Annotated in this window: 15 protein-coding genes; 3 read left to right on the plus strand and 12 right to left on the minus strand. The window is 75.0% G+C overall.

Annotation, left to right across the window (positions count from 1 at the left end; translation table 11 throughout):
- Positions 1-594: 594 nt before the first annotated feature.
- The 5 genes from F9B16_RS41005 to F9B16_RS41025 form a co-directional block, all read right to left on the minus strand.
- Entirely contained in the window at positions 595-2,313 is a 1,719-nt protein-coding gene (locus F9B16_RS41005; RefSeq protein WP_151545662.1) for a sodium:solute symporter family transporter, read from the minus strand.
- Positions 2,310-2,564, minus strand: a complete 255-nt coding sequence (locus F9B16_RS41010; RefSeq protein WP_151545663.1) for a hypothetical protein — start codon at positions 2,562-2,564, stop codon at positions 2,310-2,312. Before F9B16_RS41010 ends, F9B16_RS41005 begins: the two co-directional genes overlap by 4 nt.
- 391 nt (positions 2,565-2,955) lie before the next feature.
- Entirely contained in the window at positions 2,956-3,747 is a 792-nt protein-coding gene (locus F9B16_RS41015; RefSeq protein WP_151545664.1) for a LytR/AlgR family response regulator transcription factor, read from the minus strand.
- Between the two features lie 76 nt (positions 3,748-3,823).
- The gene (locus F9B16_RS41020; RefSeq protein ID WP_225992392.1) at positions 3,824-5,092 is read right to left on the minus strand and encodes a sensor histidine kinase; all 1,269 of its coding nucleotides are present in this window, start codon (positions 5,090-5,092) and stop codon (positions 3,824-3,826) included.
- A 243-nt stretch (positions 5,093-5,335) separates the two neighbouring features.
- Positions 5,336-5,959, minus strand: a complete 624-nt coding sequence (locus F9B16_RS41025) for a sulfite oxidase-like oxidoreductase (protein WP_151545665.1) — start codon at positions 5,957-5,959, stop codon at positions 5,336-5,338.
- Between the two features lie 281 nt (positions 5,960-6,240).
- Here F9B16_RS41025 and aroF point away from each other — a divergent pair, with 281 nt between their 5' ends.
- The 3 genes from aroF to F9B16_RS41040 all read left to right on the plus strand — a co-directional run bounded on the left by aroF (position 6,241) and on the right by F9B16_RS41040 (position 9,498).
- Positions 6,241-7,281: a 3-deoxy-7-phosphoheptulonate synthase gene (aroF, locus tag F9B16_RS41030; RefSeq protein ID WP_151545666.1), complete on the plus strand. Its 1,041-nt coding sequence runs from the start codon at positions 6,241-6,243 to the stop codon at positions 7,279-7,281.
- A gap of 274 nt (positions 7,282-7,555) precedes the next feature.
- On the plus strand, positions 7,556-8,527 hold the full coding sequence (locus tag F9B16_RS41035) for an EamA family transporter (RefSeq protein ID WP_225992393.1): 972 nt from the start codon (positions 7,556-7,558) through the stop codon (positions 8,525-8,527).
- Positions 8,528-8,568: 41 nt separating this feature from the next.
- A complete protein-coding gene (locus F9B16_RS41040) occupies positions 8,569-9,498 on the plus strand; it encodes a DUF5954 family protein (RefSeq protein ID WP_151545667.1) in 930 nt (309 codons plus the stop codon).
- Positions 9,499-9,611: 113 nt separating this feature from the next.
- Here the strand turns inward: F9B16_RS41040 and thiI are convergent, their stop codons facing one another.
- From thiI to F9B16_RS41075, 7 genes are all read right to left on the minus strand, one after another.
- Positions 9,612-10,847: a tRNA uracil 4-sulfurtransferase ThiI gene (thiI, locus tag F9B16_RS41045; RefSeq protein ID WP_151545668.1), complete on the minus strand. Its 1,236-nt coding sequence runs from the start codon at positions 10,845-10,847 to the stop codon at positions 9,612-9,614.
- Between the two features lie 103 nt (positions 10,848-10,950).
- Positions 10,951-11,976 carry a 6-phosphofructokinase gene (locus F9B16_RS41050; protein ID WP_151545669.1) on the minus strand — a complete coding sequence of 342 codons (1,026 nt, stop codon included), beginning with the start codon at positions 11,974-11,976 and terminating at the stop codon, positions 10,951-10,953.
- A 168-nt stretch (positions 11,977-12,144) separates the two neighbouring features.
- A complete protein-coding gene (locus tag F9B16_RS41055; protein WP_151545670.1) occupies positions 12,145-12,606 on the minus strand; it encodes a hypothetical protein in 462 nt (153 codons plus the stop codon).
- On the minus strand, positions 12,603-13,412 hold the full coding sequence (locus tag F9B16_RS41060) for a DUF692 domain-containing protein (RefSeq protein WP_151545671.1): 810 nt from the start codon (positions 13,410-13,412) through the stop codon (positions 12,603-12,605). The genes F9B16_RS41055 and F9B16_RS41060 overlap by 4 nt, the downstream gene beginning before the upstream one ends.
- A gap of 1 nt (position 13,413) precedes the next feature.
- The gene (locus F9B16_RS41065; protein WP_151545672.1) at positions 13,414-14,418 is read right to left on the minus strand and encodes a TIGR04222 domain-containing membrane protein; all 1,005 of its coding nucleotides are present in this window, start codon (positions 14,416-14,418) and stop codon (positions 13,414-13,416) included.
- A 90-nt stretch (positions 14,419-14,508) separates the two neighbouring features.
- Entirely contained in the window at positions 14,509-15,147 is a 639-nt protein-coding gene (locus F9B16_RS41070) for a response regulator (protein ID WP_192809235.1), read from the minus strand.
- Positions 15,148-15,194: 47 nt separating this feature from the next.
- Positions 15,195-15,584, minus strand: a 390-nt coding sequence (locus tag F9B16_RS41075; RefSeq protein WP_264159850.1) for a sensor histidine kinase, incomplete at its 5' end; no start/stop codon positions are given.

Consider the following 15,584-nt stretch of genomic DNA (forward strand, 5'->3'; position numbering starts at 1 on the left):
CGCACCCACCGCCTGACACCCTGGCTGAACTACTACAACACCCAACGCCCACACACCGCACTCGACGGCCACCCACCCATCAGCCGCCTGTCACCAACGTCATGACCGAGTACATCTAGCGGCCTGGCTGCCAAGGGCAAAGCAATAAATAGGACTCGGGCGTCGCCGAACAACCCCCCGACTGTTCGACGACGCCCGAGCCACAGGTCGTCGGGTCCCACCCCCCCGGTACGGGACCCGGCGACTCACGATCCGGCGTTCGACTGGCGTTCGCCGGATCTCCGGGTTTGCTGTTGTGGGAGGTTTCGCGGTGGTGGACGGGGTGCCCGTCCGGTCCGTCCGCCCGCTCCTCCGAAGCGGTGTGGCGTGTGGTGCCACTGAGAACACTAGAGGTCCGATGCCTCCGATCGGCACTGGGAAAACACAAGGCTCGGTAAACGGTTAGTAGTCATAGATGTGCGGAGTGTAGTCGTACGGTGAGCGGCCGGTTTCGCGGGACGAGCGGGCGGGGCGGCGTCCAGGAACGGTCCACACGGCGGTGAGCGGTCGCGTTGGAAATTCACGGTGCGGTGGGGCGTCCGGTTCGCCGGGTTCTCAGGGGGCGGGGGCGGGTTCCGGGAGGTGCAGCCGGGCCATGGCGGCGTCGGCGCGGCGGGGGGCGCGGCGGCGGGTGAGCAGCGACACCGCGATCATGACGGTGAACGCGGTGGGGGCGACGACGAGGGAGGGCTGGGCGAGCAGCGCAGCGGTCCAGCCGGTGCCGGGGCCGGAGGCGAGGCGGGCGACGCCGGCGGCGACGGCGAGCCCGCCGCCGGTGAGGAGGCCGGTGAGGGCGCCGGCGGCGGTCAGCCCGCGCCACCAGATGCCGAGGACGAGCAGCGGGCACAGGGAGCAGGCGGAGACGCACAGCGCCATGACGACGAGGTCCGCGGCGTCGCGGGGGCCGATAGCGGGGAGCACGGCGAGCGGGGCGGCGAGGGCGAGGACGACGCCGATCCGGAACGCGGTGACGCCGTCGCGGTGCCGCATCCGCTGGGTGACGGTGCCGGCGATGGCGACGACGATCCCGCAGGACGTGGAGATGAACGCGGCGAAGGCGCCGGCGGCGACGACGCCGGCCATCAGCGCGCCGGGCAGGCCGGGGGCGGCTCTGAGCGGGAGCAGCAGGATGGTGGCGTCGATGTCGCCGGTCATCAGCAGTTCGGGGGTGTAGTGGCGGCCGAGCGTGCCGTAGAGGGCCGGGAAGAGGTAGAAGAGGGCGAGCAGGCCGGGGACGAGCGCGGCGGTGCGGCGCGCGGCGCGCCCTGAGGTGCTGGTGTAGAAGCGCATCAGGATGTGGGGCAGGCCCATCGTCCCGAGGAGGACGCCGATCAGCGTCGAGTAGGTGGTGTAGAGGCCGAGCGGGGTGGGGCGGCCGGGCGGGACGGCCCACATCCCGTCGCCGGAGGCGGTGAGGCGTTCGGCGTGCGGGACGGCGGCGCCGGGCGGGAACACGAGTTCGGTGCCGCCGCCGACGATGTGCCGGCCGGGGGCGAGGGGCACGGCGGCGCGGTCGTGGCGGACGCCGTCGAGGCGTCCGGTGGCGGTGACGGTCACGGCCTGCCGGACGGTCACGGCGACGCCCGTCTCCACGTGGACGCGGGTGGTCCGCTCGAAGCGCACGGACCGGTCCTCGGCGGGGGCGTCGGCGCCGCCGGCGTGCCAGATCGCGAGCAGCGCGACGGCGGGCACGGCGACGGCGGCGAGCTTGATCCAGAACTGCACGGCCTGGACGGCGGTGATGCCGCGCATGCCGCCGGACGCGACGAGGCCGACCGCGACGACGACGATCACGGCCCAGCCCGTCCAGACGGGGGCGCCGGTGAGCACCCGCAGGGTCACGCCGGCGCCCTGGAACTGGGGCAGCAGGTAGAACCAGCCGACGCAGCAGACGCAGCAGGTGACGGCGCGGCGGACGGCCGGGGACCCGAGCCGCCACTCGGCGAAGTCGGAGATCGTGTAGGCGCCGGAGCGGCGCAGCGGGGCGGTCACGAACGCCAGCAGCAGGACGTATCCGGCGGTGGCGCCGACCGGCAGCCACAGCGTGCCGGTGCCGTGGGCGAGGACGAGGCCGGCGGTGCCGAGGTAGGCGGCGGCGGAGACGTACTCGCCGCCGATCGCGGTGGCGTTGCGGAGGGGGGTGACGCCCTGGGAGGCGACCAGGAAGTCGGAGGCGGTGCGGGCGGAGCGGCGGCCGCGCACGCCGAGGGCCGCGGTCAGGGCCAGGACCACGGCCAGGGCGGTGAGCGCGTCCGGCGCCGCCGGGGCGGTCACGAACGGCCCGCCGGCCTCGGATGGTCGCGTTCGGCGCGTTCGGCGCGGCGCAGCTGGGCGAGGGCGGCGAGCACCCACAGCGGCTGGGCGCCGAGGACCGGCAGCAGCCACGACGCCGGGAGGCCGAGCGGCCGGACGCCGCGCAGGCCCGGGGCGATGGCGAGGAGCGCGGGGATCGCGGCGATGACGGCCAGGACGAGCGCCGCGGTCTGCAGCGCGATCCGTAACTGGACGCGGACGAGCGCGCGCACGTCGGGCCGCCCCGGCGGCTCACCACTCCCCTGCGGAGCCGCCCCCCGACACGACTCGGCCGGCTCTGCCGCCCCGGCCCCGGGCAAACCCGACGGCTCCACCGATGAGGCCCTGGGCGGCGGCCCCGGCGCCTGCACCAGTGCGGAGCCAGAGGGGCCGGGCGGGTGCGCCAATGCGGACCCAAGCGGTCCAGGCGGGTGGGCCGATGCGGGCTCCGGCAGGCCCGGCGGCTGCGCGGGTGCGGGGCCGGGCGGGCGGGGCGGGTCGGGATCGGGTGGGTCGGGGTCGGACGGGTCGCCGGCGGGGGGCCCGGGGGTCATCGCGGGCGGGCTGTCGGGTTGGGCGGGCGGGCCGCCGGCCGGCGGTGCCGGGACCGGTGCGCGGCGCGGGTCAGCCATGGCCGCCACCGTCCCCCGCGCCGTCCGCCGCGTGGTGGAAGCGGCGCACCAGCAGGTCGCGGACCTCGCGGGTGTGCCGGCGGCTCACCGGGAGCAGCGCGTCCCCGATCTGGACGGCGGCGCGGCCGCCGTCGAAGCGCAGCTCGGTGATGTGCGCGGACGCGACGAGGGTGCTGCGGTGGATGCGGATGAACCCGGCGTCCTCCCACCGCTTCGTCAGCGCCGTCAGCGGCATCCGCACCAGGTAGCCGCCGTCGGCGGTGTGCAGCCGGACGTAGTCGCCCTGCGCCTCCACGTGGGTGATGGTCCGCCGCGACACCAGCCGGGTGCGGCCGCCCAGCTCCACCGGGATCATCTCGTCGTCGGCGCTCGCGTCGGGGACGTCCTCGCCCGGCGGCCCGGTCCGGGACGCGGCCCGCGCGACCCGCCGGACCGCCTCGGCGAGCCGCTCCGGCCGGACGGGTTTCAGCAGGTAGTCGAGCGCGCCGAGCTCGTAGGCGGTGACGGCGCAGTCGTCGTGCGCGGTGACGAACACGACGTGCGGGGGCGCGGCGAAGCCGGTCAGCAGCCGGGTGAAGTCCAGGCCGTCGAGCCCGGGCATCCGGATGTCCAGGAACACCGCGTCCAGGCGCTCGCCCTCGACGAGCATCCGGCTGAGGTCGCGCAGCGCGGACGAGGCGTCCTCCGCGCCGGTGACCCGCCCGATCCTCGGGTCCTCGCGGAGCAGATGGACGAGTTCCTCCAGGGCGGGGCGTTCATCGTCGACGGCCAGGACGTGAAGCATGATGGCGACTTTGCCGCGATTACCGTCTGTCCGCAATCGGTTCCGAAAAGTGAGTGGTCCGCCGGGGCGGGCCCGCTCAGTCCGGAAAGACGCCCGGACGGTACTTCGGAACGCGCAATCTGACCTTGGTTCCGGCGCCGAGCGCTGTCTCGACGGTCAGCCCGTACTCCTCTCCGTAGACCTGCCGCATCCGCTCGTCGACGTTGGCGAGCCCGATCCCGCCGCCGCGCCGGTCGGGGGTGGCGACGCTCCCCCATCCGGTCGGGCCGGGGCGGCCGACCGGGGCGGCGAGGATCTCCTGGAGCCGCTCGGGGTCCATGCCGACGCCGTCGTCCTCGACGCTGATCGCGGCCTCGGCGCCGGAGTCGCGCGCGACGATCGAGATGTGCAGCGGGCCGCGGGTGCCCTTCATGCCGTGCCGGATCGCGTTCTCCACCAGCGGCTGCAGGGCGAGGAACGGGACGGCGACCGGCAGCACCTCGGGCGCCACCTGCACGTCGAACCGCAGCCGGTCGCCGAACCTGGCGCGCTCCAGCAGCAGGTACCGGTCGATGGAGCGCAGCTCGTCGGCGAGGGTGGTGAAGTCGCGGGGGTTGCGGAAGGAGTAGCGGGCGAAGTCGGCGAAGTCGAGCAGCAGGCCGCGGGCCCGCTCGGGGTCGGTGCGGACGAACGAGGCGATCGTGGTCAGCGAGTTGTAGACGAAGTGGGGGGAGATCTGCGCGCGCAGCGCCCGCATCTCGGCCTCGGCGAGCCGGATCCGGGCGGTGTCGAGGCGGGCCAGCTCGAGCTGGCCGGTGACCAGCCGGGCCGCCTCGCCGACGGCGCGGACGCGCGCGGTGGACGGCCCCGTCCAGTAGGCGGTGAGGGTCGCCTCGACGCGTCCCTCGACGGTGAGCGGCGCGACCATGGCGACCCGGATGCGGCAGAGCGCGTCGCGGCAGCCGAGCAGCTCGGGGGCGATCACGCGGGGGCGGCCGGAGGCGAGGACGGGGAGCGCGTGGGCGACGGCGTCGGCGGCGTGCTCGTCGCGTCCGGCCCCGTCCCAGGCCAGCAGGCACGGCGCCAGGTCGCCTTCCGCCCCGGGCCGCGGATCTCCGTCGTCGTCTCCGGGGCGCGGGCCGGCGGTGCGGGGATCATCGGCGGACGCGTCGCCGCCGTACGGCCCGTCGCCGTAGAGGTCGTCACCGTAGAGGTCGTCGCCGTAGAGGTCGCCGGCATCGGGATCGTCGCCGCCGGACGGCACGCCGACCAGCGCGACGGCCTCGGCGCCGAGCAGGGTCCGCAGGTGCCGGGCGGCCTTGCGGGCCGACCCGGGGGTCAGCCCGCCGCGCAGCGGCGGCGCCACCCGGGCGATGGTGTGCAGGGTCGCGAACGCCGCCTGCTCCGCCGGGACGGCGGGGGCGCGGCGCGGGGGCCGCAGCCGCCCGCGAGAATGTCCGCGACGGACGGTAGGAGCATGACAACGTACGGTAACGGTTGTCTTCCGTCCAGGTCGGTGTGTTGCCGATTTACGACGGTGTCCGACCCGTCACATCCCCCTGGAGCACGGCGATTCGGAGGGCTGCCACCCCTCGATGCACCGCCCGCCTCAGAGGGGCGGTGCCTCGCCGTCGTCCTCCTGGTAGGAGTACCGCTGCTCGGACCACGGGTCGGCCACGTTGTGGTAGCCGCGCTCCTCCCAGAACCCGCGGCGGTCCTTCACCAGGTACTCCACGCCCCGGACCCACTTCACGCTCTTCCACGCGTACAGGTGCGGGACGACGATCCGGGTCGGGAACCCGTGGTCGGGGCTGAGCCGCTCGCCGTCGTGGTGGGTGGCGAACATCGTCCCGTCGGCGAGGAAGTCGCTCATCCGGATGTTGGCGCTGTAGCCGTACTCGGCCCACACCATCACGTGCGTGACGTCCGGCGCGGGCGGCGCGAGCTCCACGATCGCCGTGCCGGGAACGCCCTCCCACTCGTTGCCGGGGATCGTGAACTTGGTGACGCAGTGGAAGTCGGAGACGGCGCGCACCCGCGGCAGCGCGTCGAACTCCTCCCAGCTCCACCGGTGCTGCTCCCCCGACGCGGTCGCGCCGAAGACCCGGAAGTCCCAGTCCTTGGGACGGAACCTGGGGACGGGGCCGTAGTGGAGGACCGGCCAGCCGCGGGGGACGTACTGACCGGGCGGCAGGTCCCGCGGCTGCGGCGCGGACGCTTCGGGGTGGGACATGACGCCGCCATCCTGCCATCAGGCGTGAGCTGAGCCATATTCGGGGGCCTTGCGGGATTCGGCGGCGCGCATCGGCTACGCTGATGCCGTGCGCAACATCGTGTATTTCTTCTGGTTCGACCAGCCCGGGCGGCTGGTCTGCCAGGCGTTGCGCTGACAGACCACAAGGCGAGAGCCCCGGGCCCCTTCGGCCCGGGGCTCTCGTCGTTTCCAGGGGGTCGTCCGCGGGATCCGGCCCGGATCCGCGCGCGGTCCGCGTGATGAGGAGAGGCAGCACACCCATGGTCGTCGTCATGGCCCCGGAGGCCACCGAAGCCGATATCAAGGCCGTCGTCTCACTGGTCGAGACGGCGGGAGGCGACGCGTTCGTCAGCCGCGGCGTGGAACGCACCATCGTCGGGCTCGTCGGCGACGTCCAGCAGTTCGGCTCGCTGAACCTGCGGGGGATGCGCGGCGTCACCGACGTGGTGCGCATCTCGGCCCCCTACAAGCTGGTGAGCCGCGAGCACCACCGGGAGCGGACGGTGGTGCGGGTGGGCGGCGTGCCGATCGGCCCCGGCACGATGACGCTGATCGCCGGCCCGTGCGCGGTGGAGACCCCCGAGCAGACGCTCGGCGCCGCGCAGATGGCGCAGGCGGCGGGCGCGACGCTGCTGCGCGGCGGCGCGTTCAAGCCCCGTACGTCGCCGTACGCGTTCCAGGGCCTCGGCGAGGCCGGCCTGCGCATCCTCGCGGACGTGCGGGAGGAGACGGGCATGCCGATCGTCACGGAGGTGGTGGACGCCGGGGACGTGGAGCTCGTCGCGTCCTACGCCGACATGCTGCAGATCGGCACCCGCAACGCGCAGAACTTCGCGCTGCTACAGGCGGCGGGCGAGTCCGGCAAGCCGGTGATGCTCAAGCGCGGCATGAACGGCACGATCGAGGAGTGGCTGATGGCGGCCGAGTACGTCGCGCAGCGCGGCAACCTCGACATCGTGCTGTGCGAGCGCGGCATCCGCACGTTCGAGAACGCGACCCGCAACACCCTCGACATCTCCGCGGTCCCGGTGGCGCAGCGCCTCTCCCACCTGCCGGTGATCGTGGACCCGTCGCACTCGGGCGGCAGCCGCGACCTCGTGCTGCCGCTGACCCGGGCGGCCGTCGCGGTCGGCGCGGACGGCGTGATCATCGACGTGCACCCGCACCCGGAGACCGCGCTGTGCGACGGCCCGCAGGCCCTGGTGGACGGCGACCTGCGCGAGCTCGCCAAGCTCGTGCGGGACCTGCCGCCCATCGTCGGCCGCACCCTGACCGAGGCCCCCGGCCCCGTCCCCGCCTGATCCCGCCCGACCCCGTTGATCCGTTGGCGTGTCGCCCTTATGGACGTCTCATAAGGGCGACACGCCACAAGCCACCGCATATGCGGGCTGCTGGTAGCGTCGTGGGCATGGCGTACTGGACCTCCTGCCTCGGGCCGCCCCGCTCCTGACGGGGCGCGGCCACGGCACCACCCTGCGAGTCCTGACGGGCCCGGCGCGGCAGCGCCCGGTCCGCGTTCTCCTGCGCCCCGGATCCGGATCCTCCTCTCCCGATTCGAGCTCAGGAGCTCTCCCCGTGTCAGTGCGCACGTCCAGAACGTCCAGGCGGGCCTCCGCGCCCGCGTCCCCGGCCGCCCGGCGCGCCCTCGGAGGCGGCGCCGACATCCTGCTCGCCGCGTCCCTGTGGGGCACGACGGGCACGGCCCGCACCTTCGCCCCCGGCGCGTCCAGCGTCTCCGTCGCCGCCGCCCGGATCGTCATCGGCGGGCTGCTGCTGCTCGCCTTCGCCGCCGCCACCCGCCGCGACGGCCTGCGCCGCCTCCTGCGCGGCCGGGCGTCCCTGGCGACGCTCGCGCTCGGCGCCGTGGCGATCGCGATCTACCAGGTCGCGTTCTTCGTCGCCGTCTCCCGGACGGGCGTGGCCGTCGGCACCGTCGTCACGATCGGCAGCGCGCCCGCGTTCACCGGCCTGATCGGGCTGGCGACCCGGCGGACCGTCCTCACCGGCCGCTGGACGCTCGCGACCGCGGGCGCCGTCGCCGGCTGCGCGCTGCTGATCGGCTCCGGGCACGGCTCCGGCGCCGACCCCGCCGGCATCGCGCTCGCGCTGCTGTCCGGGCTGGCCTACGCGGTGTACGCGACCGCCGCGTCCGTCCTGATCACCCGCGGCGAGGACGACCGGGCGACCGCCGGGGCGCTGTTCGGCGCGGCCGCGGCGCTGCTCGTCCCGGTCCTCGCCGCCGAGCCCGCCGGGTGGCTGCTCACCGGCCCGGGCGCGGCGACCGCGCTGTACCTCGGCGCGGTCACCACCGGGCTCGGCTACGTGCTGTTCGCGCGCGGCCTGCGCGGCACCCCCGCCACGACGGCGACGACGCTGACGCTCGCCGAGCCCGCGGTCGCCGCCGTCCTCGGCACGGCGGTGCTCGGCGAGCATCTCGGCGCGACCGCCTACGCCGGCCTCGGCCTCCTCGCCGCCAGCCTCGTCGCGCTCGTCGCGCCCGTCCGCCGTGCGCGAAAGGGGCGGCGCCGCGGTAACGAATTGGTCTGAACCACTCGCCAGATCGGGGGGCGGCGAGGATGATGTCCGGCATGACGACGGGCGATGGCGACGCCGGGGGACGGCTGTTCCCGGAGGACCTGGACGGCGTCGACCCGGTCGCCGCGGTGATGCTGGCGGACGCCTGCCGCTCCCTCGCCGCCTACCCCGACCTGGTGGCGGTCGGCGCGCTGTTCACCGCGGCCGAGCGGGTCTCCGGCGGCTGGCAGGTCGTCTGCCCGCCGGATCCGCTGCCGCAGGGCGCCCGCGAGCTGCTCGCCGACCACCTCGACGACCGCGCCGCCCGCCTCGGCGGGACCGCCGCGGGCGAGTTCCGGCGGGCCGCGGACGAGCTGCGGTCCGGGCCGTGCGACACGGTGGCGGCGGCCGGCCGGCGGTTCGCGATCGTGCGGGTCGAGCAGCTCGTGCGGACCGGCCCGGACGGCCCCGAGCCGCCCCGGCCGAGCGACCCCGACCCGCGCCCGGCGTCCGTCCCGGCCTCCTACCGCCGCCCCTACGACCTGCTGTCCGGCGAGGGCACCGGATCCGACCTCGCCACCGCGGAGCTGCTCTGCCAGGTGCTGGACGCGGCGGCGCTCAGCGGGAGCGAGCCGTCCGGGGCGTTCCTCACGCCGGTCGCGCTGGCGCCCGCGTTCACCGTCGCCGAGCGCGGCCCCGCCGCGCCGGGCGGGCCGTCCCGCGAGCGCCGCTGGCGCCCGGTCGGCCGCCTGCACGCCACCCCGCAGCAGGCCCGCGACTCGCTGATCGGCTACCTGCGCGACGTGGCGCCCGCCGTGGAGGCGCTCAGCGAGACCGACACCGATGCCTACGCGGAGGCCGCCGAGGTGCTGGCGGACGAGCCGCGCCGCAACGGCATCACGGTCGCGGGACGCCGCTTCCGGATCGTCCGCATAGAGCGGATCACCCTGATGGGCCCGGACGGCCCGGAGCCACCGCGCCCGACGGACTTCGACGCCCGCTGAGTTGATTGCAGTGCCCTCGGCGGTCGGGCCCTGGGGGCCCTCCCTTCAACGTGCACTGCGGCGATCGCTGCATCGCTCCGGCTCGCCCGGGGGCTCCGAGGTCGACGCGGGCCTCAGGACGCGGCGGTGTCCCCGTAGACGGGGCGGTGCTCTTGGACGGAGTCGGCGAGCTGGTCGGCGAGCTCGCCGACGTCGAGGCGCTTCTCGATCTGCCGCAGGTCGTCGATCTTGGCGCGGGTCTCGGCGCGGCGCGGGGCGAGCATCGTGCAGCAGTCCTCGTCGGGCAGCTCGGAGATGGACAGCGTGCGGACGCGGCGCGCCTGGTCCATGATCTCGATCTTGTCCATGCCGACGAGGGGGCGCAGGATCGGCAGCTCGACGGCGTCGTCCAGCGCGGTGATGTTCGCCAGGGTCTGGCTGGACACCTGGCCGAGCGCGTCGCCGGTGATCAGCGCGGAGCCGCGCAGGCGGCGGGCGAGGACCTCGCCGGTGCGCAGCATGAGGCGGCGCTGCGCGATCACCGCGAGCCGGTCGGCGCCGGACGACTTGATCTGCTGCTGCGCCTTGCCGAACGGCACGACGAACAGCCGCGACCCGCCCTGGAACTTGTCCAGCTCGCGGACCAGCGCGTACGCCTTGTAGATCGACTCGGGGCCGGTGAACGGCATGCCGGAGAAGTGCAGGTAGTCGACGCGCAGGCCGCGGCGCATCATCCGGTACGCGGCGACGGGCGAGTCGATGCCGCCGGACATCAGCACGAGGCCGCGGCCGGACATCCCGACGGGCAGGCCGCCCTGGCCGGGCAGGCCGCCGGAGTAGACGAACACCTCGTCCCGGTCGACCTCGATCGACAGGGTGTGCTCGGGGTCCTTGAGCTTGACGGGCTGGCCGTAGCGGCCGGCGACGAGCGCGCCGATGTGCCGGTCGAGCTCGGTGGAGGTCATCGGGAACCGCTTGTCGCGGCGCCGGGACCGGACGGCGAAGGTGCCGGTGCGGCCGTCCATGAGCTCCAGGGCGGCGCGCTCGACGCTGGCGAGGTCCTTGCCGACCCGCCAGGCGCGGTGCGCCCACACGATGCCCATGACGTCGGTGATCCGCTGCGCGACCCGCTCCATCGTGGCGAGGTCGGCGTCGTGCTTGCGGACGATGAACACCCCGTGCCGGCGGATCACGTCGACGCGGGCGATGGGGCGGACGGCCTGCCGGACGTTGTCGGCGAGGCGGCGTTCGAACAGCTCGCGGTTCTTGCCCTTGAGGACGACCTCGCCGAGTTTCAGCAGCACGCACGGCTCCCCGTCGACCGGGGACTGCTCCCGGACGTCCGCGGGCGCGGTCTCGAGCGTGGTCATGCGTGGTCCTCCCGGCGGAACAGGTCTAGGGGTGGTCTCCAGTGTGGCCCACAGGAAGCAACATCGCGACCTGGAAAACCTGTTCCCGCCGGGAGGGGCGGGTTCAGCCGAAGAAGACCTCGGCCTCGGCGTAGCGCTCGAGCGGGACGGTCTTCAGCTCCTTGGTCGCCTCGTCGAGGCCGACGCGGACGATGTCGGTGCCCTGGAGCGCGACCATCTTGCCGTAGTCGCCGTCGCGGACCGCGTCGATGGCCTGGAGGCCGAAGCGGGTGGCGAGGACGCGGTCGAACGCGGTGGGGGTGCCGCCGCGCTGGATGTGCCCGAGCACGGTGGCGCGGGCCTCCTTGCCGGTGCGCTTCTCGATCTCGTCGGCGAGGGCCTGGCCGATGCCGCCGAGCCGGACGTGCCCGAACGCGTCGCGCTCGCCGGTCTGCAGCTGCATCTGCCCGTCGATCGGGTGGGCGCCCTCGGACACGACGATGATCGGCGCGTAGCGGGTCTTGAAGCGGCTCTCGACGTACTCGACGACCTTGTCGATGTCGAACGGCCGCTCGGGGATCAGGATGACGTTGGCGCCGGCGGCCATGCCGACGTGCAGCGCGATCCAGCCCGCGTGCCGGCCCATGACCTCGCAGATCAGCGCGCGGTGGTGGCTCTCGGCGGTGGTGTGCAGCCGGTCGACGGCCTCCATGCCGATGTTCACCGCGGTGTCGAAGCCGAAGGTGTAGTCGGTGGCGTTGAGGTCGTTGTCGATCGTCTTCGGGACGCCGACGACGTTGACGCCGTTGGCGTACAGCTCGCGCGCGACGCCGAGGGTGTCCTCGCCGCCGATGGCGATCAGGGCGTCGACGCCGAGGCCGGCCAGGTTGTCCTTGATCCGCTCGACGCCGCCCTCGACCTTGACCGGGTTGGTCCGGGACGAGCCGAGGATCGTGCCGCCGCGCGGCAGGATCCCGCGGACGGCCTGCACGTCGAGGGCGACGGTGTCGCCTTCGAGGGGCCCGCGCCAGCCGGCCCGGAAGCCGACGAACTCGTAGCCGAAGACCTGCACGCCCTTGCGGACGACCGCGCGGATGACCGCGTTCAGGCCGGGGCAGTCCCCACCGCCGGTGAGCACTCCGACTCGCATGCCGTCTCCTTCTCCCGCCACCGGGCTCCCTCCTCGGTTCACATGGCCAGACTAGTAGTCAGGGCATGGCTACGCGGGGCATTCGCCGGGGGTCCCGGCGTGCCGTCATTGGTCTAGACCATAGCCCGCGGGGCCGCCCGGCGGCACGCCGTCCGGCGGGATGCCGGCTCAGCGCGGCGGGCCCCCGAGGATCCGGACCCTTCCCCCGAGGAGCACCGCCACTCCCCCGGGCACGCGCCGCAGCGCCGCCCGCCGGCGACGCGGCGCGGACGCGCCGTCGTAGGCCCAACCGATCTCCGCGAGCGCCAGTTCCCGTGCCGCCTCCCCGGCGAGCCCTTCCCGGTGCGCCCGCGCGAAATCCCATCCGTCCCGGAAAGATCCCCGCGTCGGGCGTGGGGCCGCCCACGCGGCGAACTCCGCCTTCCAGGACGTCCCGTACGCGGCGGCGAGCGCGGGCCAGGCGCGCGCCACCTCGCCGGCGCGTTTCAGCAGGATGCCGTGCGCGGCGGCCCGCACGGCGGCGCCGTCGAACCCGTCCGGCATCGGGCCGCCCGCCGTCATCGCCCGGACGAGCGCCTCCTGCGCCGCCGCGAGCCCCGCGTCCCACGCCTCCCCGCCCGCTTCGCTCATGTGATGGCCGCCAGGCCCGACGCGGCGGCGATGGCGTCCAGCTCGGCGCGCATCTCGCCGATCGGCGGGTAGTGGCCGTCGCGTTCCAGCAGGAAGCCGGGCGGGCGGTGCCGCCCGCACAGGTCGGTGATCAGGTCCAGGACGTCCTGCGGGACGGCGGCGGTGTGCGTGTCGTGGTACCGGCCGCCCTGCTCGACGCCGCCCGCGACGTGGCAGTACGCGACGCGCTCCAGCGGCAGCCGGTCGAGCAGCCGGACGGGGTCCTCGCCGCGGTTGCGGGCGTTGGCGTACACGTTCGCGACGTCCAGCAGGAGCAGGGCGCCGGTGCGATCGAGCAGTTCTGTGAGGAAGTCGCCCTCGGCGTACTCGGCGTCCGGCCAGTCGAAGAGCGTCGCGATGGGCTCGACGGCGAGCGGGACGGGCAGTTCCGCCTGGGTGCGGCGGATGTTGGCGGTGAGCGCGTCCAGCGCCGCCCGGGTGCGGGGCACCGGCAGCAGGTGCCCGGCCTCGATCCCGCCTGCCCGGACGAACGCGACGTGCTCGCTGACCAGCGGCGCGCCGAGCGCCTCGGCGCAGGCGGCCAAGTGCGCGACCCGCGCGGCGTCCACCGGTTCCGCGCCGCCGAGCGACAGCTTCACGCCGTGCGGGACGACCGCCGCGCCGCGCTCGCGCAGCCCGAGGAGTTCGGGTGCGGGGTGCGCCGGGTGCACGGACTCCGCGATCACCTCGGTGAAGCGCAGGCCGGGCAGCGCCCCCACGAACCCGGCGATCTCCGGCCGCCACCCGATCCCGACGCCGAGGTCCATGTCAGCTCCCGCCACCGCAACCGCCGCCACCGCCGCAACTGCTCCCGCACCCGCCGCCGCCCCCGCAGCCGTGGTGGCCGCCGCCGGAACCGCCGCCGCAGCCGTGGTGGTGGCCGCCGCCGGAGCCGCCGCCACCGCAGGAAGCCGACGAGCAGACGGTCGCGGACGCCGAGCAGGCCGAGCCCGTGTACCCGCCCGAGGCCGCCGCGACCCCGGTCAGCTGGAGGTAGCGGCCGAGGCCCACCGTCTGGGCGAACACCTCGTCGAACGCCATCAGCGCGGCCGTGCCGAACAGCGCGACGCCCATGACGACGTCAGGGCCGGGCAGGCCGGCGTAGGAGGCGCCCTGCGCCGGGTCGAGGTGCGGGCCGGCGGACCTGGCCTGCGCGACGGCCCGCTCGCCCTCCTTCGTCGGGCCGTGGCCGGCCGCGAGCCCGACCGCCGCCCCGGACAGGACCGCGAGCGGCGCGAACACGATCAGGGCCTTCGGGAAGCCGTCGAAGGCGTCGCCGATCAGGAAGAAGAACACGAAGCCGGCGAGCACCCAGGCGCGCAGGAGCCACCGGACCGCCCACAGCCCCGGCCGCAGGCCGAGGCGGATCAGCAGCCCCTGCCCGATGAGGCCGTCGCGGAGCCCGTCGAGCGCGGCCGACACGCCCGTGTCGGCGGTCAGCTCGGCGAGCGTGCCGGCGCGCCCGCCCGCGATCGCGTCGAAGACCGCGCCGTCCAGCGGATGGCCGGCGGTGCGCGGCGCGCCGGACGGCGGTGGGGCCGCCGTCATGCGCCCGTCGCCGTGGGCGTCGACAGCGCCGTCCACCCGCAGCGCCGCCAGCGACGCGGCGATCGCATGGCGTCCGCCGCCCTGCAGGTAGGCGATCTCGTACGGGTGCGGGTCGCGCGTCGGCGGCGTGCCGCGCACCAGGGCCGTTCTCTGCCGCCACAGGACCGCGACCAGCGCGAGCCCGACCAGGAAGTGCAGCGCGAGGAGCCACAGCGTCTCGTCCACCGAACGTGCCCCCGTCAGTTGGCGTCGTCGTCGCGGATCAGACGCACGCGCCCCGGCGGGAGTTGAACGGCGGGCGCGGCCGGAACCGGCCTACTCCTCCTCGTCCAAGCCCTTCTCGATGGCGTAGCGGACCAGCTCGACGCGGTTGTGGAGCTGGAGCTTGCCGAGGGTGTTCTGCACGTGGTTCTGCACCGTGCGGTGCGACAGGACGAGCCGCTCCGCGATCTGCTTGTACGTCAGGCCCTTGGCGACGAGCCGCAGCACCTCGGTCTCGCGGTCGGTGAGCCGGGGCGCGTCGTCGTCCTCGCGGGCGGGCGCGGCGGCGAGCCGCCGGTACTCGCCGAGGACGAGCCCGGCGAGGCCGGGGGTGAACACCGCGTCGCCGTCGGCGGTGCGGCGGACCGCGTCCAGGAACTCCTCCCGCCCGGCGGACTTGAGCAGGTAGCCGGTGGCGCCCGCCTTCACCGCCTCCAGGACGTCCTGCTGCTCGCCGCTGGCCGACAGCACCAGCACCCGCACGGGCGGGTCGGCCGCGGCGAGGTGCCGGGTGACCTCGACGCCGCTGATGTCGGGCAGCTGCAGGTCGACCACGGCGACGCGGGGTCGCGCGGCGGCGGCGATGCGGACGGCGGTGCGCCCTTCCCCGGCGGTGGCGACGACCTCGTGCCCCGCCTCGGCGAGGTCGCGGGCGACGGCCTCGCGCCACATCGGATGGTCGTCGACGACCATGACCCTCAACGGAACCTCGCTCACGATCACACCCTAAACGCCGCCCGCTACCGCGGAACGGTCATCTCGATCTCGGTGCCCTCGCCGGGGGCGGACACGATCGCGACCGTGCCGCCGAGGTCGCGGACACGGCCCCGGATGGACTGCGCGACGCCGAGCCGGCCGGACGCGGCGGCGTCGTCGAGGCGGCCGGGCGGCATGCCGGGGCCGTCGTCGCGGACGCTGACGGTGACCTCGCCGGGGCCGTCCTCCAGCAGGACCCAGGCGCGGGCGCCGTCGCCGCAGTGCCGCCGGACGTTGTCCAGCGCCGCCGCGACGGCCGCGGCGACCTCCTGGGCGGCGTGCTCGGGCAGCGGCACGGGCGTCGCGGGCGTCGACACGGTCACCGCCGCGGACGCCTGGCCGGTCAGCAGCGGGCGCAGGTCGGCCTCGCGTCC

The sequence above is a fragment of the Actinomadura montaniterrae genome, assembly GCF_008923365.1.
Classification (GTDB): domain Bacteria; phylum Actinomycetota; class Actinomycetes; order Streptosporangiales; family Streptosporangiaceae; genus Spirillospora; species Spirillospora montaniterrae.

Bases quoted from the DNA above. Each gene is read 5' to 3' on its own strand.
- F9B16_RS41015 (WP_151545664.1), bottom strand. From the start codon at position 3,747: ATGCTTCACGTCCTGGCCGTCGACGATGAACGCCCCGCCCTGGAGGAA.
- F9B16_RS41025 (WP_151545665.1), bottom strand. From the start codon at position 5,959: ATGTCCCACCCCGAAGCGTCCGCGCCGCAGCCGCGGGACCTGCCGCCC.
- aroF (WP_151545666.1), top strand. From the start codon at position 6,241: ATGGTCGTCGTCATGGCCCCGGAGGCCACCGAAGCCGATATCAAGGCC.
- F9B16_RS41040 (WP_151545667.1), top strand. From the start codon at position 8,569: ATGACGACGGGCGATGGCGACGCCGGGGGACGGCTGTTCCCGGAGGAC.
- thiI (WP_151545668.1), bottom strand. From the start codon at position 10,847: ATGACCACGCTCGAGACCGCGCCCGCGGACGTCCGGGAGCAGTCCCCG.
- F9B16_RS41050 (WP_151545669.1), bottom strand. From the start codon at position 11,976: ATGCGAGTCGGAGTGCTCACCGGCGGTGGGGACTGCCCCGGCCTGAAC.
- F9B16_RS41055 (WP_151545670.1), bottom strand. From the start codon at position 12,606: ATGAGCGAAGCGGGCGGGGAGGCGTGGGACGCGGGGCTCGCGGCGGCG.
- F9B16_RS41060 (WP_151545671.1), bottom strand. From the start codon at position 13,412: ATGGACCTCGGCGTCGGGATCGGGTGGCGGCCGGAGATCGCCGGGTTC.
- F9B16_RS41070 (WP_192809235.1), bottom strand. From the start codon at position 15,147: ATGGTCGTCGACGACCATCCGATGTGGCGCGAGGCCGTCGCCCGCGAC.